General features: G+C 65.8%; 17 protein-coding genes. 5 read left to right on the forward strand and 12 right to left on the reverse strand.

What is annotated here, in order from left to right:
- Window positions 1–186: 186 nt before the first annotated feature.
- The 4 genes from HV823_RS17805 to HV823_RS17820 form a co-directional block, all read right to left on the reverse strand.
- Window positions 187–1,473: a beta-ketoacyl-ACP synthase gene (locus tag HV823_RS17805; protein ID WP_176951086.1), complete on the reverse strand. Its 1,287-nt coding sequence runs from the start codon at window positions 1,471–1,473 to the stop codon at window positions 187–189.
- Window positions 1,474–1,483: 10 nt separating this feature from the next.
- The gene (locus HV823_RS17810; protein ID WP_176951087.1) at window positions 1,484–2,686 is read right to left on the reverse strand and encodes a beta-ketoacyl-ACP synthase; all 1,203 of its coding nucleotides are present in this window, start codon (window positions 2,684–2,686) and stop codon (window positions 1,484–1,486) included.
- Window positions 2,687–2,700: 14 nt separating this feature from the next.
- Window positions 2,701–3,177: a 3-hydroxyacyl-ACP dehydratase FabZ family protein gene (locus tag HV823_RS17815; RefSeq protein WP_176951088.1), complete on the reverse strand. Its 477-nt coding sequence runs from the start codon at window positions 3,175–3,177 to the stop codon at window positions 2,701–2,703.
- 130 nt (window positions 3,178–3,307) lie between these two features.
- Complete coding sequence (locus HV823_RS17820) at window positions 3,308–3,586, reverse strand: acyl carrier protein (RefSeq protein ID WP_097141023.1); 279 nt, start codon at window positions 3,584–3,586, stop codon at window positions 3,308–3,310.
- A gap of 69 nt (window positions 3,587–3,655) precedes the next feature.
- On the opposite strand from HV823_RS17820, the gene HV823_RS17825 reads away from it, so the two are divergent.
- Both HV823_RS17825 and HV823_RS17830 read left to right on the forward strand, forming a co-directional pair.
- Window positions 3,656–3,862 carry a hypothetical protein gene (locus HV823_RS17825; protein WP_176951089.1) on the forward strand — a complete coding sequence of 69 codons (207 nt, stop codon included), beginning with the start codon at window positions 3,656–3,658 and terminating at the stop codon, window positions 3,860–3,862.
- Between the two features lie 123 nt (window positions 3,863–3,985).
- Window positions 3,986–4,711, forward strand: coding sequence for a Crp/Fnr family transcriptional regulator (locus tag HV823_RS17830; RefSeq protein WP_176951090.1), 726 nt, complete (start codon window positions 3,986–3,988; stop codon window positions 4,709–4,711).
- A 145-nt stretch (window positions 4,712–4,856) separates the two neighbouring features.
- On the opposite strand, the gene cbiB is transcribed toward HV823_RS17830, so the two are convergent.
- The 5 genes from cbiB to HV823_RS17855 are packed head-to-tail and all read right to left on the reverse strand — an operon-like array spanning window position 4,857 to window position 9,485.
- Window positions 4,857–5,837 (reverse strand): adenosylcobinamide-phosphate synthase CbiB, encoded by a 981-nt coding sequence (cbiB, locus tag HV823_RS17835; RefSeq protein ID WP_176951091.1) that lies wholly within the window; start codon window positions 5,835–5,837, stop codon window positions 4,857–4,859.
- Between the two features lie 3 nt (window positions 5,838–5,840).
- On the reverse strand, window positions 5,841–6,845 hold the full coding sequence (gene cobD / locus HV823_RS17840; RefSeq protein WP_176951092.1) for a threonine-phosphate decarboxylase CobD: 1,005 nt from the start codon (window positions 6,843–6,845) through the stop codon (window positions 5,841–5,843).
- Window positions 6,842–8,149, reverse strand: coding sequence for a cobyrinic acid a,c-diamide synthase CobB (locus HV823_RS17845; RefSeq protein WP_176951093.1), 1,308 nt, complete (start codon window positions 8,147–8,149; stop codon window positions 6,842–6,844). Before HV823_RS17845 ends, cobD begins: the two co-directional genes overlap by 4 nt.
- Entirely contained in the window at window positions 8,146–8,988 is an 843-nt protein-coding gene (gene cobA / locus HV823_RS17850; RefSeq protein WP_176951094.1) for a uroporphyrinogen-III C-methyltransferase, read from the reverse strand. The genes HV823_RS17845 and cobA overlap by 4 nt, the downstream gene beginning before the upstream one ends.
- Complete coding sequence (locus tag HV823_RS17855) at window positions 8,988–9,485, reverse strand: cobalamin biosynthesis protein (RefSeq protein WP_176951095.1); 498 nt, start codon at window positions 9,483–9,485, stop codon at window positions 8,988–8,990. Before HV823_RS17855 ends, cobA begins: the two co-directional genes overlap by 1 nt.
- 317 nt (window positions 9,486–9,802) lie before the next feature.
- Between HV823_RS17855 and HV823_RS17860 the strand changes: the two genes are divergently transcribed.
- From HV823_RS17860 to HV823_RS17870, 3 genes are all read left to right on the forward strand, one after another.
- Window positions 9,803–10,840, forward strand: coding sequence for a patatin-like phospholipase family protein (locus HV823_RS17860; protein WP_176951096.1), 1,038 nt, complete (start codon window positions 9,803–9,805; stop codon window positions 10,838–10,840).
- A 1-nt stretch (window position 10,841) separates the two neighbouring features.
- A complete protein-coding gene (locus HV823_RS17865) occupies window positions 10,842–12,290 on the forward strand; it encodes a GntP family permease (RefSeq protein WP_176951097.1) in 1,449 nt (482 codons plus the stop codon).
- Window positions 12,291–12,366: 76 nt separating this feature from the next.
- A complete protein-coding gene (locus tag HV823_RS17870) occupies window positions 12,367–13,152 on the forward strand; it encodes a TSUP family transporter (RefSeq protein ID WP_176951098.1) in 786 nt (261 codons plus the stop codon).
- 24 nt (window positions 13,153–13,176) lie between these two features.
- Here the strand turns inward: HV823_RS17870 and cobO are convergent, their stop codons facing one another.
- From cobO to cobN, 3 genes are read right to left on the reverse strand one after another with little or no spacing between them, the layout of a single operon-like run.
- Window positions 13,177–13,818, reverse strand: coding sequence for a cob(I)yrinic acid a,c-diamide adenosyltransferase (cobO, locus tag HV823_RS17875; protein WP_176951099.1), 642 nt, complete (start codon window positions 13,816–13,818; stop codon window positions 13,177–13,179).
- Window positions 13,819–13,828: 10 nt separating this feature from the next.
- Window positions 13,829–14,218, reverse strand: a complete 390-nt coding sequence (locus tag HV823_RS17880; RefSeq protein WP_176951100.1) for a GFA family protein — start codon at window positions 14,216–14,218, stop codon at window positions 13,829–13,831.
- On the reverse strand, window positions 14,215–18,288 hold the full coding sequence (cobN, locus tag HV823_RS17885; protein WP_176951101.1) for a cobaltochelatase subunit CobN: 4,074 nt from the start codon (window positions 18,286–18,288) through the stop codon (window positions 14,215–14,217). The genes HV823_RS17880 and cobN overlap by 4 nt, the downstream gene beginning before the upstream one ends.
- Between the last annotated feature and the right edge of the window lie 74 nt (window positions 18,289–18,362).

Genomic DNA, 18,362 nt, shown 5'->3' on the forward strand with positions numbered 1-18,362 from the left:
CGGTGGTCGATCGTCATGCTCGGGCTTGTCCCGAGCATCTGGCCACGTCGCCCGTGGCGCAGGGTAAGCCATTTTCGTCAAAGAGTTGACCAGCGACACCGGATCCTCGGCACAAGGCCGAGGATGACGGCAGCGATGCATATTATCGGCTGAGGCAGACTTTATCGCCCCTTCACTACAGTTCCGTCAGGCAGGTTCCGCCGTCATCACCAGGCTGGCGTTCTGCCCGCCGAAGCCGAACGAGTTCGACAATACGGCCGAAACCTGCTTGTCGCGCTTCACGTTCGGCACAACATCGAGAACGATCGTCGGATCCGGGTTCTGGTAGTTGATCGTCGGCGGCAGCGTGCCGGTCAGCATCGTCTGCAGCGAGAACACCGCCTCGATTGCGCCGGCCGCCGTCAGCGTATGGCCGATCATCGACTTGTTGGAGGACACCGGGATCTTCGAAAGCCCCTCCCCGAACACCGTCGACATGGAGAGATACTCCATCTTGTCGTTTTCCGGCGTCGAGGTGCCGTGCGCGTTGATGTAGCCGATGCCGTCCTCGGCGATGCCGGCGTCTTCCAGCGCTGCGCGGATCGTCGCGATCGCAGGTGCGCCATCCGGCGAGGACCGGGTGCGGTGGAAATGGTCGGCCTTCTCGCCGCAGCCCTTCATGATGCCCAGCACGCGCGCGCCGCGGGCGACTGCCGATTCCAGCGATTCCAGAACGAGCGTCGCAGCACCCTCGGCGATCACGAAGCCGTCTCGGTCCTTGGTAAACGGCTTCGAGGCCTTCTGCGGCGGGTCGTTCTGGGTAGAGAGTGCCGACAGCAGCGCGAAGCGGATCAGCGCTTCGGCCGTGACCGAGCCGTCGGTGCCCACGGTCAGCGCCCGGTCGGTGCGACCCTGGCGGATAGCCTCGACGCCGAGCTGGATCGCGGTCGCACCCGAAGCGCAGGCCGTCGACAGCGTCACCGGCAGGCCGCGCGTGCCGAAGCGATCGGCCAGACGCTCGGAAATCGCGCCGAACAGCCAGGCCTCGTGCAGTGCCGGATCGGGCTTGTCGCGCAGCACCGCCAGGAAGCGGTCATAGGCGTCGCCCGGCCGCTGCGACGGCGGTGCGCGATCGGCAAGTGCGAAGCGCGCGCTCCATTCCGGCTCGATCGGCGGTGCGGCGAGAAACAGCGGTCCGCCGAAATCGCCGGACAGGCCGGCCTGCGCCAAGGCCTCGTCGGTCGTTTCGCGCGCATAGAAATAGGAACGCTCCACCGGGTTTTCCGCCGGCAGTTCCACGAAGTCCACGGTGCCGGCGATACGGGTGTTCAGCCCATCGACGGGAAAACGGGTGATGCCATGGATACCGGAAACACCGCCCGAAAGCGCTGCCCAGTTGTCCTTCAGGCCCTGCCCGAGCGAGGTGATGACGCCCATGCCAGTCACGGCGACGATCGGGCGTCCGAGATGATCCCTAAAGGCTGCCTTGGTCATGCGCCTGTCCTCACTTCTCTGCCTTCAGGATTGCAATGCCTTCGCCACGCGCATGACCGATCGTGGTGACGATCGCCGTATCTGCCGCGCCGTCCATCGTCCCTTCGCTTGAGGGGTCGAAGGCAGGAACCTTCGCCTCGTTGGCAAGCGCAAGTCCGGCAAGCGCCAGCCCGAGCGGGAACTGGCTTTCCAGCGCATGGCCGGTCACGCCGCCATAAGCGCGCACCGGAACGCCGGCAAAGCGCGTATCGAGCCAGGTCTTCTCGCGATCGGCAAGCACGTGCATGCCCGAAGCGCCGGAGAAAATGATCGCGGATTCGGCCTTGGCCGCGAGGCCGTCCACCAGCGCATCCAGTCGGCTTTCCAGCCGCCCATCCTCGCGGCGACCGCGGTCGCCGCCGATTTCGTCGATGGTCGCATAGATGCGGGCACCGCGGCCTTCGGCGTGCGCGCGCGATTCCAGCACCAGGAAGGCACCGGCGGAGCCGGAGATGATACCCCCGCCGGCATTCTCGTCGCGCGACCAGAGCGGCGTCCAGCCACCCGTCGCATGGGCGCCGAGCGCCTCGTAGAGAAGGATCACGTCCGGCCGCTCCGCGACGAAGCCGCCGCCGACCAGGGTGTGCGTCGACTGGCCTGCACGGATACGGGCGAAGGCGGTCTCGATGGCGCTGATGCCCGCAGCCTCTTCGCCCATGAAGGTACGCGAGGATCCTGTCACCTTGTGGACGATCGAGATATTGCCGGCCATCAGGTTGGAGAGCTGGGCCAGAAAGAGCGTGGGACGCAGCTCCGTCGTCAGCTTCTCGTTCAGCAACTGCTCGCGGTCGTTGCGCTTCAGCCCCTCGTCCACGATCAGCGAATCGACGTTGATGTCGCGTTCACCGCCGCCGGCGGCGACGATCATGTCCATCGTGCCGCAGGCTTCGGCATCATCCTTCAGTCCGGCATCGTCCAGCGCCAGTCCGGCTGTGAAGACGCCGAGACGCTGCCAGTTCTCCATCTGCCGCTGGTCGCCGCGCTTGGCGATCTGCTGGGACCAGTCGATCTCCGGCATCGGGTGCACCGGATAAGGCGCAAACCGCTCTGCCTCGATCTTCAGTTCCGGTGCGGTCGCAGCCTTCAGCAGCGCGATGTGCGGCTCGGTCCCGACACCCTGGCAGGTGACGATACCGATGCCGGTGATGACGACGTCGTTCGGCGCCTTCGTCATGCGTCAGTTCCTCTTTATTGGGCCGTTGCGGCAAGCGCGTCCGTAAGGCCGACTTCGCCGGCCCGGCGGCGCACGATGTCGGCCAACGGCACTTCGCTGAACGGCATGGTACGCAGCTTCAGCTGGGCGTCGCAGATCTTCTTGCCGTCGGAGGTGATCTTTGCCTTGGTCACGGCGAAACCCGAACCGTCGTGCTCCAGCACCGCCTCGATGTCGAGCACGGCGTCCGGTTCGACGAACGCGCGCATCTTGGCGCCGTCGACCGACATCAGGAACGGCATCGCGTTGAAATTCGTGGCGGCCAGCACCAGAAAGCCGGATGCCTGCGCCATCGTTTCGATCAGAAGGACGCCAGGCACGAGCGGCATACCCGGGAAATGCCCTTCAAAGACGGGGCTTTTCGACGGGACCACCGAACGCGCCGTGAGCGTCTTGCGCTCGGCGTCCACGGTTTCGACCCGGTCGATCATCTGGAAATATTCAAGCAGCATCGCAATCCCATATAGCCGCAAGTTACCGCTTTGTTACCGGAGCCCGGAACGTCAAAGGCCTGCCATGTTCGGCAGGCCGTCAGCGCCCGACAACGGAATGCGGGAGGCCGCGCATGGCAGCACTGGGCATTTACGCCTTTGCGGCGCGCAACTCGTCGATCTTGGCACAGAGGTTCTGCAGAACGAAATACTCTTCGGTCGCCACCTTGCCTTCGTTGACATCCTGCGTCCACTGCTCGAGCGGGATCTTGATGCCGAACTCCTTGTCGATCGCAAAAACGATGTCGAGGAAGTCCAGGCTGTCGATGCCGAGATCGTCGATCGTGTGGCTCTCGGGCTTGATCGTTTCGCGATCGATCTCGCTGGTTTCCGCGATGATGTCGGCAACCTTGTCAAATGTAGCTGTCACGCCAGTACCTCATGAATTCTTTGGTCGGCCGATCCTATAAGTAAATGCGGCGGAAATGCCAATGGGGCAGTGTCGGCGCTGCTGCGATTTGGCGACATGGTGTTGCGCAAACATCAACTGCCGATTTCCGATGCGCATCGATTGTCGCAAGCCTATCCGACGCATCGAAAGTTGCAAGAAGACCGCGATCAGATAGTCCGCGCCACCCTGGATATTCCCTCACAATCTTTCCGCGAATTGATTTCGATCAAATCGGCGCGCCCGGTCTGGAATTAACAATTGTCAATCAGAGGTCGCGATATTCTGCCGCGGATGGGTCCGGGGCGACAATGTCGCATTGCAACAATGCCCGATCTCGTTCAGGGATCGCGCAGCGGCAGACAAGTCGGGGGCACATACATGGATATGCAGCGCAAGGACATCCACAGCTCCGAGATACCGGTCGTATGCCGAGCCTGCGAAGCGCGCCACGGCGGCGTGTGCGGCGCATTGTCTCCCGAACAGCTCGTGGATCTGAGCAAGCACTCGACACGCAAGCGTCTTGAGGCCGGCACGGAAGTCGTCGGTCAGGGCGAGGACATGGGCGCCTTCGCCAACATCATGCGCGGCGTCGTCAAGCTGACCCGCATGATGCCGGACGGCCGCCAGCAGATCGTCGGCCTGCAGTTCGCGCCGGACTTTTTGGGCCGGCCGTTCGTGGAGGAAAGCCCGCACAGCGCCGAGACTGCGACCGACACGGAGATCTGTACCTTTCCGCGTCAGATGCTCGAGCGCCTGGTCAGCCGCACGCCCGACCTGGAGCACAAGCTGTACCAGCAGTCGCTCAAGGAACTGGACGAGGCGCGCGACTGGATGCTGACGCTCGGCCGCAAGAATGCGCAGGAAAAGGTGGCGAGCTTCCTCTTCCTCATTGCCACGCACTACGATCCCGAGACGGTGGAAGGCTCCGTCTTCGACCTGCCACTCTCGCGCGCCGACATCGCCGATTTCCTCGGCCTGACGATCGAGACGGTCAGCCGCCAGTTCACCCGTCTCCGCAAGGACGGCGTCATCCAGATCGAGAACAACCGCCACGTGATCGTGCCCGATATCGATCGCCTCCAGCAGTTCGCCGGCATCGATTGACGTCTCATACCAAGTCTCGATGATAGGAACCGATAGGACCGGCTCGATCGGGTTTTTCCGATGCGGCAGCATCGCCCTGCGCGCCGCGCCTAGCCGGCGATCAGCCATAAGCCATCCTATATCGTCCTATCATCGAGACTTGGTATCAGATCACCGCAGCCAGCAGCGCGCCCGTCACGGCGAGCGATGCCAGGCCATCGCAGGCGCGGCCAAAGACTGAGAGCCCGCGGCGGATATCGGCGGTCGTTGCGACCGTGCGGCCGCCCGCATTGATCATCGGTTCGTCCACCCGCACGCCGCCATAGATGCGCGGACCGGCTAGGCCGATGCCCAGCGCGCCCGCCATTGCCGCTTCCGGCCAGCCGGAATTGGGCGAACGGTGCAGGCCGCTGTCGCGAAGCCCGACGTCCAGTGCCGTGCGTGCCGCGCGCTTTCCCTCCGTCCGCCAGGCGCCGAAGGCGATCAGCAGGATCGAGAGGCGCGCCGCCGGCCAGTTGGCGAGGTCGTCCAGCCGTGCGGCGGCCCAGCCGAATTCGAGATACTTCGCGTTCTTGTGCCCGATCATCGAATCGGCAGTATTCAGCATCTTGTAGGCGAGCAGTCCCGGCAGGCCGAGCAATGCGTACCAGAGCGCCGGCGCGACGACGCCATCGGAAAAGTTCTCCGCCAGGCTCTCGATCGCCGCCCTGCAGATGGCCGGCTCGTCGAGCGTCGCCGGATCGCGGCCGACGATCATCGACACCGCCTGCCGTCCGCCCTCCAGGCCGCTCGTTTTCAGGCCCTCCGCAACGGCGCCCACATGGTCGGCGAGGCTCTTCTGCGCAAGGAACAGCGCCACGACGACCGCCTCGACCGCAAGGCCGGCCCATCCAAGCAGCAATAGCAGCATATGGATGACATAGCCGACGATGAGCGCCATCGACAGCAGAGCGCCGATCGCGACCACGCCGTTGAAACGGCGCGTGTCCGCGCGCATCCGCTTGCCGTTGAACATCCGGTCCAGCGCCGAAATGGCCCAGCCGAACAGGACGACCGGATGAGGTACGCGGTTCCAGAGCCTCGGCGGATCGCCGACGAGGCGGTCGAGCAGCAGGGCGATGGCGAGGACGAGCAGTGTAACGGTCATGGGTCAGGCGGAAAAATGGCTGAGCGCCTCGGCAAGGCGCCGGTCACAGGCTTCGTCCGGCGTCAGGCCGAAACGCAGCCAGTTGCGATCATAGTCGAATGCCCGCACGAGTACATGCTTCATGCACAGCCATTCATGGATTTCCGCAGCATGCCGATCAGCCACCAGCGAAAAGAGCGGCGTGCCGCCGACGATCTCCAGGCCGGCGCCGCCCAGCACTTCGTCGAGCGCCGCCTTGCGCTTCAGGATCGAATGCCGGATCGGCGCGCAGTCGCCGTTCATCAGGCCGGCAGCGATCGAGAGTGCGGGCCCGGAAACACACCAGGGACCGAGCCATTCGGTGAAATCGGCAAGAATGTCCTCGGGACCGAGGACGAAGCCCAGCCGCAGCCCGGCAAGCCCGAAGAACTTGCCGAAGGAGCGAAAGACCAGAAGGCCCGGCAGGCTGCCGGCATGCCCCGCAAGCGAGGCTTCCGGCACCATGTCTGCAAACGCCTCGTCGACGATGAGGGTGCCGCCCACTGACACGAGACGATCCCTCGCCTCAAGCAGATCCTCCGGGCGATGGAGACGGCCGTCCGGATTGTTCGGATTGACGACGACGGCAAGCCCGTGCTCCGGGCTCAGTTCTCGCACATCGTTCACCGCGTCCACGGGATGACCGGCGGCCCGCAGCACACGCGCATATTCTCCATAGGTCGGCGATACGACCGCGACCCGCCGCCCGGCCGGCACCAGTCGCGGCAGAAGCTGGATGGCCGCCTGCGTGCCCGGCACCGGCAGGGGCAGGCCCGTCCGGGTGCCATAGTAGCGGGCGGCGGCCTGCCGGGTGTTCTGGACGCGATGGGCATCGGGCAGCCGGTGCCATGCGGCTTCCTCGATCGCAGGAAGATCGACCGGACGCGGATTGATACCGGTCGAAAGGTCGAGCCAGTCCTCGAGGCGGCCGCCATAGCGGCTTGCCGCCGCCGATATCCCGCCGCCGTGCTGAATAGGCGCCGTGCTCATGGCACACCTGCCGCAAGATCGATCAGGTGCATGTAAGACCCGCAGACGCTGCCGTGCCGCAGCCCGACCATGCCGAGGTCCTGCCCCGCCGCATCCCTCGCCCGGAACAGCCGGTCGGCAACACCCTCCTCCACCACCGTGGAATAGTGAAACTCATGCGCCGTCATCGGCGCCTCGAACCCGGAACCTGCGAACGGCACGACGCGGCGGTAGCCGAGATGGCGGCGCCGTTCGGCAAAGCTCGTGACGAGCGGCAGCAGGCCCAGCATGCGATGCCGCTCCCCATCCGCCGCGACCAGCCCCTCGCCCAAGGTCATGTATCCCCCGCATTCGCCATAGATGCGCGCCCCACGTGCCGCAGCCGCCAGCATGCCATTGCGGAAATTGCCGGCATTGGCAAGCGCATCGCCGTGCAGTTCGGGATATCCGCCGGGCAGGAAGACCGCGTCGCAGTCTGCCTGCGGCGCCTCGTCCCGCAGCGGCGAGAAGAAATCGAGCTGGGCTCCCTGGTGCTGCCAGCCCTGGAGCAGATGCGGATAGAGAAAGGCAAACGCGTTGTCGCGGGCGATCGCAATCCTCTGCCCGAGTGGCGGCAGGCGTACCGACCGCTGCGTGTCTCCGCAGACGTCAGCCTCGCCGGCGATCGAAAGCAGCTGCCGAAAGTCGAGAAGACTGCGCATGGTTTCGGCGGCATGGCGGATGAAGTCTTCCAGTGCCCCATGCTCGCCGGCCTGCACGAGACCGAGGTGGCGTTCCGGCAGGGCCAGAAGACCGTCACGTGGAAGCGCGCCCAGCACGGACACACCCGCCTTGCCGAGCGCATCCCGCAGCATCGCCTCGTGGCGGGCGCTGCCCACCTTGTTCAGGATCACGCCGCGAACGGAGACGTCGTTTCGGAAATCCGCAAAGCCGCTCACCATCGCTGCGACCGAGTGTGACAGGCGGCTGCAATCGACGACGAGGACGACCGGCAGTCCGAGCATGGCGGCGAGATCGGCGGGAGACCCGCTTCCGTCGGCCGCCCCGTCGAAGAGGCCCATCATCGCCTCGATGAGCAGCAGCCTGCCGCCGTGCCGTTGCTCCGATGCGTGGGCCGCAAGCAGCTCCGGCCGCATCGCCCATGGATCATAGTTGAGGCAGTCCGAGCGGCTGGCCGCGGCATGGAACGCCGGGTCGATATAGTCCGGCCCCGCCTTGCCCGGCGACAGCGCGACCCCCTCGTCGGCCAGTGCCCGAAGCAGGCCGAGCGTCACCGTGGTCTTACCCGACCCGGAGGCGGGCGCTGCGATCATCAACCCGCTCATGCGGGATCCTTCATGCTCCGGGATCCGAACGGATCAGCAAGCAACACCTTGCCGTCCCGCAAGGCGCCCAGCCAGTCCAGCGCGCCGCGTAGCCGCACCACCTGGCCGACCACGACGATCGCCGGCGGTTCCAGCCCGGCAGCCATGGCATCGGCCTCCGCCTTGGCAAGCGTCGTCTCCAGCACCGTCTGGGCGGCGGTCGCGGCGTTGCAGACGAAGGCTACGGGTTCGTCCGGCGCGCGACCGGCGGCCATAAGGTTCGAAGCGATCTGGCCGATGTGCTTCATCGCCATGTACATGACGATGACCGGTGAGCCTGCGGCAATGCCCTGCCAGTTGATGCGATCGGGAACGACGCCGGAGGAATCATGCCCCGTCAGGAAGGTGACGGCATGGTTGAGCTCGCGGTGCGTTACGGGAATGCCGGCATAGGCAAGGCCGCCGATACCGGCCGTAATGCCCGGCACCACGCGGAACGGAACGTTGTGCTCGACAAGCGTCAACGCCTCTTCGCCACCGCGGCCGAACACGAACGGATCCCCGCCCTTCAGCCGCAGCACGCGCTTGCCCGCACGCGCCAGTTCCACCAGCCGCAGCGAGATGTCGCGCTGCTTCGGCGACGGTTTGCCGCCGCGCTTGCCGGCGAATTCCAGCATGGCACCCGGGCGGGCGAGCTTGAGGCAGTCGGCATTGACCAGCGCGTCGTGCACGATCACGTCGGCCTGGCGCAGTCCCTGCACGGCAAGCAGCGTCAACAATCCCGGATCGCCCGGACCGGCGCCGACCAGCCAGACGTTCCCGGCCTCCAGTTCCGGCAGGTTGGAAAAGACCGCGTCCATCAGGCAGCGCCCCCGAGGCTTGATTCGATTTCCGAACGAGCAGAACCGCCCTGCGAAAAAGCACCGACAACAGCCTGAAATGATTCGACGATTGCGGCCGTAGCATGCGCTGACCTGCGCTTCGTCACGACGAGCCGTCCATCAGGCCCCGCTGCGGCGAGCGCCGCGCCCTCGGCAACGCCGTGGCAGCCGGTATGGCGAAAGACGATGTCCGAGGGCTCGGACAGCCGCGGCGTCTCCGCCTCCAGCCTCGCGGCAGCAAAGGTGCGCAAGGGTACGGAGAAATGGCGCGCGGCTGCAATCATCGCCGGCTCGTCCGAGCGGGTATCGAGAGAGGCGATGAGGCGAAGTCTTTCCGAGGCGCCGCGACCGGCAGCATCCAGCACCTCTTCCGCCAGCGCGATGACCTCCGAAGGCGGTGTGCCGCGCTCGCAGCCAAGACCCAGCACCAGTGCCGGTGCAGGCTTATCTACGACCTCTTGTGCAGCGTCATTCATCCGGCCGCCCTCGCTCCCATGCAAATGCACATGCGCGGCGCGAGCCGTCCGTTCCGGCAGTCCCGGATTTGGCCCCCTTAGTGGGTCGGCCGCATCGGGCACCTTTCCGGCTCCGCATGGAGCACCGCCGCATGTCGAACCTGTTTAGCGAAGCGGCCATTGCCGGTCAAACCGGATTGCGGCGTGGGATGAAACGGCAGCGCCATCAGTCCTTGCATTTCGATCATAAGTGGTGACGGACTGTAAAACATGGATTATGCATAGCAGCAGCTTTGTTGCAGTGCGGGAAAACACTGCCACGCACGGAGGTCGCGCTGATGTCGATGCCGCATGCGAAGTCCCGCAACACCAGACCGATCGACCTCGCCCTGCAGGGCGGCGGCTCGCATGGCGCGTTCACCTGGGGTGTCCTCGACCGCCTCCTCGAAGAAGACTGGCTGAAGCTGGAAGCGATTTCGGGCACGTCGGCCGGCGCGATGAACGCGGTGGTTCTGGCCGACGGCTACGAACACGGCGGCCCCGAAGGCGCCCGTGAATCGCTCGAAACCTTCTGGAAAAAGGTGTCCGACGCGGCCCGCTTCAGCCCGTTCCAGCGCACCCCGCTCGATATCATGCTCGGCCGCTGGGCGCTCGACTTCTCGCCCGCCTTCGTCGTGATGGACATGATGGCGCGCATGGTTTCTCCCTACCAGATGAACCCGAGCGGCAAGAACCCGCTGACGGAGATCCTGGAGGCCTGCGTCGATTTCGACAGGCTGGTCGCTTCCCCGGTCCGGCTTTTCATCACGGCGACCAACGTGCATACGGGGCGCGGGCGCGTGTTCCGCAACGCCGAACTGACGCCGGACGTTCTTCTCGCCTCCGCCTGCCTGCCGACCCTCTACCAGGCAGTCGAGATCGACGGCGTGCCCTATTGGGATGGCGGCTTCTCGGGCAATCCGACGCTGACGCCACTGATCGAGGACTGCGCCGCCGAGGACACCATCCTCGTCCAGATCAATCCGATCGAGCGCCCGGAAACGCCCCGCACAGCCAGAGAAATCCAAAGTCGCCTGAACGAGGTCTCCTTCAACGCCGTTCTGCTGAAGGAACTGCGCATGGCGGCAATCATGCGCAAGATCGCCGATTCCGGTCACGCGGAAGGATCGCGCTGGGGCGCGATGCGGCTGCACCGGATCGCCGGCGACGTGATGCTCGATCTCGGCTACTCCTCCAAGCTGAATGCCGAATGGCCCTTCCTGACGATGCTGCGCGACAAGGGACGCGAGGCGGCCGACGAATTTATCCGGCAACATGCCGACGACATCGGCCATCGTCCCACCTTCGACATCGACGAACTGGTCCAGGGGAATTGAGATGGGGCTTCTGGGAATAGCTGCCGGCCTCGCGCTGCTGATTGCACTCGCCTACCGCGGCTGGAGCATCCTGCTTCTGGCCCCGCTTGCAGCGCTGCTTGCCGCCGCGCTTTCCCGCGAGCCGCTGCTGGCCAGCTGGACGCAGATCTTCATGCCCAACGCGGCAGGTTTCTTTGCCCAGTATTTCCCGCTCTTCCTGCTTGGCGCGCTGTTCGGCAAGCTGATGGAGGATACGGGATCGATCAGGGTGATCTCGCGCGTTCTGATGGACAAGCTCGGCATACGCCGGGCGATCGTGTCCGTCGTGCTGGCCGGTGCGCTTGTCACCTATGGCGGTGTGAGCCTGTTCGTTGCCTTCTTCGTGATCGCGCCGATGGCCGAGGACCTGTTCCGGCGGGCGGGCGTTCCGCGGCGGCTGATGCCGGCCGCAATCGTACTCGGCACATCCACCTTCACGATGTCGGCCATGCCCGGTACGCCGTCGATCCAGAACGCCATCCCGATGCCGATCTTCGGCACCACGCCGTTTGCCGCCCCGGGACTGGGGTTGATCGCGTCCGCAATCATGGTGGCCTTCGGTCTTTGGTGGCTGGGGCGGGTGGAGCGTGCCGCACGAAATGCGGGCGAAGGCTTCGGGGACGACCGTCCGCCGCGCAACGTTACCGAAGATCCGAAGCTGCGCGAGCATGCCAACGCCGCACGCGAATTCGACCCCGCGGAGCTTGCCCGCGGCAAGGCTGCGGCCGTCGAGCCCTCCTTTATCGCTTCGATCGCCCCGCTCGTCACCGTCATCGCCGGCAACATGCTGCTCTCGCTCGTCCTCCTCCCCTCCATGGACGCCGCGTTCCTCTCCGAACCGCGCTGGGGTGCCACCACCTTGTCGGCCGTCATCGGCGTATGGGCGGTGGTCGCTGCATTGGCTGCCGGCATCATACTTGCACTGGCCCTCAATTTTCGCCGCCTGCCGCTGTTGCGCGACACGATCGATGCCGGCGTGAACGCCTCGGTCATGCCGTCGATCAGCGTATCCAGCCTCGTCGGCTTCGGCGCCGTCATCGCCAGCCTGCCCGCTTTCGATGCCGTCCGCGACTGGGTGCTCGGAATAGGCGGCGGACCGGCCGTCTCGCTGGCCGTCGCCACCAACATCCTCTCGGCCCTGACCGGATCGGCCTCGGGCGGCCTGACGATCGCCCTCGAAGCGCTCGGCCCGACCTTCATTGCCCGCGCGTCTGAAGCGGGCATCGACCTATCGCTGCTGCACCGCGTCGCCGTCATCTCGTCCGGTACACTCGACACCCTGCCGCACAACGGCGCTGTCATCACGCTGCTCGCCGTCTGCGGAACCGGGCACAGGGAGAGCTACCGCGATATTGCGATCGTCAGCATCGGCGGCGCGATCCTCGCGCTCATCGCCATCCTCCTGATCGGCGGAATGTTCGGCAGCTTCTGAAATCCGTTTCGGCTTTGCAATTCAGCGGCTCATCTGACAAAGAGTGTCGCAGTCTCCTGAGCCGGTAGTAAATTCCGTGGCCGATCTCGCCCTGCATGCCCTTCTTCTTCTTTTCATTGCTGCCTTCATTGCCGGTTTCATCGATTCCATCGCCGGCGGCGGCGGGATGATCACCATTCCCGCCATGCTGCTGGCGGGGATTCCACCGCTGGAAACGCTGGGCACAAACAAGCTGCAGTCGCTGTTCGGCTCCGGGTCGGCCACAGCCGCCTATGCGAGCGCCGGCCATGTGGACGTTCGCCGGCAACTGCCGATGGCCGCACTTGCGGCGGCAGGCGCCGTCTTCGGTGCGGCCCTCGCCACCGTGATCCCGGCGGATGCGCTGCGCGCCGCCCTGCCGTGCCTTCTGGTCGGCATCGCCCTTTACTTTGCGCTCAAGCCGAGCATCGGCGACGTCGACAAGCACCGGCGGCTCTCGGAAGCAGCCTTCGGCTTTACGGTCGTCCCGCTGATCGGCTTCTACGACGGCCTGTTCGGGCCGGGTACCGGCTCGTTCTTCATGCTGGCCTTCGTTTCGCTGGCGGGCTTCGGGGTGCTCAAAGCGACAGCCAACACCAAGATGCTCAACTTCGGCTCCAATGTCGGCGCCTTCGCCTTCTTCCTCGCCTATGGCGTCGTGCTGTGGAAGGTCGGCATCACGATGGGGATCGGCCAATTCCTCGGCGCCCAGGTCGGCTCCCGCTTCGCGATGAAGAAGGGTGCACGGATCATCAAGCCGCTGCTGATCGTCACGAGCCTTGGGCTTGCCGTTCGCCTGATGGCCGATCCGAGCCAGCCGATCCGCGTCTGGCTCGGCTGGTAGGGGACGGATTGCGCCGCCCTTTCCTCAGAATTCCACGCCGATCTGCGCCTTGATCCCCGAACGGAACGGGTGCTTCAGAAGCTCCATCTCGGTTGCAAGATCGGCGATCTCGATCAGCTCCTCCTTGGCGTTGCGCCCGGTCAGGACGACATGCGTCATGTAGGGCTTTTCCGTCCGCAGGAAGTCGATCACCTCGGCGACGTCGATGTAGTCGTAGCGAAGCGCGATGTTGATCTCGTCGAGCAGCACCATGGAATTGCGCTCGTCGCGGATCAGTTCCTTCGCTTTTTCCCAGGCCTTCTGCGCCATCGCCACGTCGCGGGCGCGATCCTGCGTTTCCCAGGTGAAGCCCTCGCCGAGTGTATGGAACTGGCAGAGATCGGAGAAATGCTTCTCGATCAGTTCGCGCTCGCCCGTCAGCATCGCACCCTTGATGAACTGCACCACCGCGCAGGGTTTGCCGTGGGCAATATGGCGGAAGATCATGCCGAAACCGGCTGTCGACTTGCCCTTGCCCTTGCCGGTATGGACGATGACCAGGCCCTTCTCGTCGGTCTTGGTCGCCATGATCTTTTCGCGGGCCTGCTTCTTCTTCGCCATCTTCTCCGAGTGGCGCGCAAGCTCGGCCTCGCTCATGCCGGCGGTTTCGGTCTCGCTGTCGCTCATCGCTTGCTCCTCAATTCTCGTGTTTCGGCAGGTCGTCATCGCAGGAAAACCATGCGACCCGCTCCTTCCAGTACCAGTGCTGTGTCACCGAGACGCTCGTCGCATCGTCCAGCGATGCGACGTAGAGGTCGATCTCGGCGGGGCGCTCCGCCGTCTCGTAGCTCATCGGCGAGCCGCAGTTTCCGCAGAAGCCGCGTCTCACACCCGGCGACGATGCGTAATGGCGAAGCGCCTCTCCCTCGAAGCTCGCGTCGGCCCTTGCCACGCAGAAGAAGCTCGTCACCGGCGACGACGTCGCCCGGCGGCAGCTCTCGCAATGGCAATGGCCGGTGCGGATGATCGGGCCCGTGACGGAAAACCGCACCGACCTGCACAGGCAGCCTCCGGAAAGTCCGGTCATGACGCCCTCCTCCTCGCACCGATATCCTCCAGTTCGAACCGCGCCGAATTGGAGCGGGGCGACCACAGCCGGCGGTCGATCGCCTCCACCAGGCGGTCGGACATTTCCTTCAACGCCGCGGGATTCTTCTCGGCCATGAAGTCGCGCACGCGCTCATCCAGAATATACGCCTGATAGACGGCCTCGAAATGGTGGTCCTTTACCGCTCCCGTCGTCGCAGCGAAGGCGAACATCAAGTCGACTGTCGCGGCCAGCTCGAAGGCGCCCTTGTAACCATGCCGCATCACCCCATCGATCCACTTGGGGTTGACGACGCGGGCGCGCACGACGCGCCCGATCTCGTCCTCCAGCGTGCGCACCACCGGCTTTTCCGGCCGCGAATGGTCGTTGTGGTAGACAGTCGGCTGTGCCCCGCTCAAGTGGGCCGCCGCAGCCGCCATGCCGCCCTCGAACTGGTAGTATTCGTCGCTGTCCAGAAGATCGTGCTCGCGATTGTCCTGGTTCTGGACGATCGCCTGCAGGCTTTTCATCCGCACCTCCAGCCGGTCGCGGCTGGAGACGTCCTCGCCCTCGCCGGCATAGGCATGCGCGCCCCAGGTGAGCCAGGCCTCGGCAAGGTCGCCGCGGTCCTTCCACAGGCCCTCGTCCATCATCGTCTGCAGGCCGGCGCCGTAGGCACCGGGCTTTGCGCCGAACACGCGGTAACCCGCCATGGCCTGCGCGTCGGCCACCTGCATGCCGTCACCGGCGAGGGCGGACGCCTCGGCGCGCATGCGGGCGGCGATCGGGTTATCCTCCTCGTCCTCGTCGAGCCCCCCGATCGCCCGCACCGCCCGGTCGAAGAGCGCGATCTGCTCGGGAAAGGCGTCGCGGAAGAAGCCGGAGATGCGCAGCGTCACGTCCACCCGCGGCCGGCGAAGCATCGCTGGGGGGATGATCTCGTAGCCGGTCACCCTTCGCGACACCGTGTCCCACACGGGCTTCGCACCGATCAGCGCCAGCGCCTGGGCGATGTCGTCACCGCCGGTGCGCATGTTCGAGGTCCCCCAGGCCGTAATGCCGAACGAAGTCGGCCACTCGCCGTGGTCCTGTGCGTAGCGAGCCACCAGCAGTTCCGCCGACTTCTTCCCGAGCTCCCACGCCGCCGGCGTTGGCACCGCACGGCTGTCGACGGAATAGAAGTTGCGGCCCGTCGGCAGCACGTCAGGTCGCCCCCGCGTCGGTGCGCCGGAAGGTCCGGGCTCGACGAAGCGCCCCGAAAGCCCACGCAGCAGCGCAGCCATCTCCGCTGCCCCACAGGCATCGATCGATGGACGAATGACCGCATCGACCTGTGCCAGCACGGTGTGGGTCGCGTCCCAACCTTCCGGGCACGGCACCTCGCCCGACACGAGTTTTCCCGCCAGCAGCTCGATGCGCTCGACCGTATCGCCGGCGGAGCGCCAGGGCGCGTCGGTCTGGATGGCAAGAATGTCGGGACGCGGGCCGGTCCAGGGATCGGACGGGGTGCAGTCGAGCGGGTCGAAGGCATGACTTCCAGCGGGAAGGTCGTCCACCGTCACGATGCCACCAGCCGCGCCCCCAAACGCATCCGCCGCGATCGCCCGCTGAAGACTGGCGTCGCCGCCCTCGCCGAGGCCGCGCGGCACCCGCGCGAGCGCCAGCGTCAGGTCGGTGAGCAACCGCCCCGAGGGCGAGACACCGAAGACGTGCAAGCCGTCGCGGATCTGCATCTCCTTCAGGTCGCAGAGATAGGCATCGAGCTTCTCGAGCGCCGCCGCCTCGCCGTCGGACTTGGCGATTCCCGCGTCCTGATCGAGCCCGATGTCGCGGACGAGATCGAGGATCTGCCGGCTCAAGAGCCGCAACCGCCGCGGATCACCGCCGGAGGCGTCGTAATACTCGTCGACCAGCGCCTCCAGATCCTTCAGCGGCCCGTAGATCTCCGCCCGCGTCAGCGGCGGCGTCAGGTGGTCGATGATGACGGCGGAGGACCGGCGCTTGGCCTGCGTGCCCTCGCCCGGATCGTTGACGATGAAGGGATAGAGATGCGGCATCGGACCGAGCACGGCCTCCGGATAGCACGCCTCCGAGAGCGCCAGCGCCTTGCCCGGCAGCCATTCGAGATTGCCATGCTTGCCGACATGGACGACGGCGTGAACGTCGCAGACCTCGCGCAGATAGGCATAGAAGGCGAAGTAGCCGTGCGGCGGAACGAGGTCCGGCGAGTGGTAGGTGTCCTTCGGATCGATGTTATAGCCGCGCGCTGGCTGGATGCCGACCAGCGTTTCGCCGAAACGGCAAAGTGGCAGCGCGAAGACGTCGCCTGTGACGAACGGATCGGCCTCGGGCTGACCCCAGCGCTCGGTAACAGCCTCCTGAACCAGCCTGGGAAGACCTTCGAAGAAGCGCCTGTATTGATTCAGCGAAAGCGTTTCGCGGATCTCCCGCCCGTCGCTGGCCGCATTGGTCGGACCCGCCATCAGGTGTGCAATCAGCGTGTCGCCGTCGACCGGCAGCTCGCCGGTTACATAGCCCTCGCCCTGCATCGCCCGCAGGATCTCCAGAGTGCCCGCCGGCGTGTCCAGCCCGACGCCGTTGCCGAGCCGGCCATCGCGGTTCGGGTAGTTGGCCATCACCAGCGCCACGCGCCGGTCGCTCGCCTGCGTGCGGCGCAACCGCGCCCAGTTGGCGGCAAGCCTTGCGGAGAAGCGTATGCGATCCTCCACCGGCTCGAGGCTGACGATGTCGGTCTCTACCGCCGGATCCCAGCGCGCCGCCGCCTTGAACGACACCGCCCGCGCCAGCACACGTCCGTCCACCTCCGGCAGCGAAACGTTCATGCCGAGGTCGCGCGCCGTCAGGCCCTGCCCGGATTTCTCCCAGGCCTCCCGCGACGAGCCGGAAAAGATCACCTGCAACACCTGAGCACCAGCCTCGTCGAGCACCGTCGGCTTGCGGTTCGCGCCCGGCGCGGAGACGGCGAAGCTGGTGGCGTTCAGCACCACATCGGGATGGACAGCCGCAAAGGCGGCGCGGACGGTCTCGACAGATGCGGGGTCCTTCAGGCTGGAGACGAAGACCGGCAGGGCGCGGACGCCCTCCGCCGCAAGCGCTTCGATCAGAAGCTCCACCGGCCGCGTCTCGCCGCTCTGCACATAGGCGCGGTAGAAGCAGATGGCGACGGTGCGGGGAGTGGATGCCTCGGTCGCGATCGCGACCGCGTCATCGCCCCCCTGGTCATGCGGCAGGACAGAGGTGAGCGTTAGAGCCGGAGCACCTGCGGGCAAAAGCCCCTCATCCGCCCTTCGGGCACCTTCTCCCCGCAAGCGGGGCGAAGGGGAGCCTGCGCCGGCCGCGGCCTCGCTCTCTCGGCGGAACCGCGGCGAAGTAGAGGCCCCCTCTTCTTCTAACTCTACCTCTGCCGCCGCCTCTACCTCTGTCTCAGCCTTCGCTGCCCCCTCTCCCCGTTCACGGTGAGAGGGCTGGCAAATCTCGCTCCACATCGCGACGTCGTTCACACCCCGCCCCGGCCACCAGATGCCGGCCTTTTCCAGTACCGCCGCCGGCTGCGGCTTCTCGCCGCCAAAGACCAGCGCGTCCGCATAGGCGAGGAAGCGGCCCGCATTCTCTGCGCCCCCTTCATTGAGATAGGCCCAGAGCCGCAGCCGGTCGTCCTCGGCGATGCGGTTGAACGACGCAATCCCCTCGTCAGGCCGGTCGTCGCCCGGCAGCGCCACCATGGCGATGTCGTTTGCAACCGCCGTGGCATGCAGCGCCTCGAGCACGTAGCGGAAATAGCTGGCGCCGCCGAGCGCGCGCACGACGATCAGCTTCGCGTGCCGCGCCGTCCGCTCCACATAGGTATCGACCGACATAGGATGCGCCAGCGAGGCGAGGCTTGCAAGCCGCAGCCGGGTATCCGTCCTGCGGCCGCGATGCGCGGTGGCAAGCGATGCCAGTTCGGTGTCAGCCGCAGAGAGAAAAATCACGTCCCCCGGCGTCTGGCCGAGGTCGATCGCCTCCTTGCCGTCGGCGATCGTTCCCTTCTGGGCTAGGAGCAGGTGCATACCGCGCCCTTCCTCTGTCCGGCTAGGTGTTCAGATCCTCGGGACAAGCCCGGGGATGACGGCATTGGGCGACG

It is taken from the genome of Mycoplana rhizolycopersici, from assembly GCF_013378445.1.
Classification (GTDB): Bacteria; Pseudomonadota; Alphaproteobacteria; order Rhizobiales; family Rhizobiaceae; genus Mycoplana; species Mycoplana rhizolycopersici.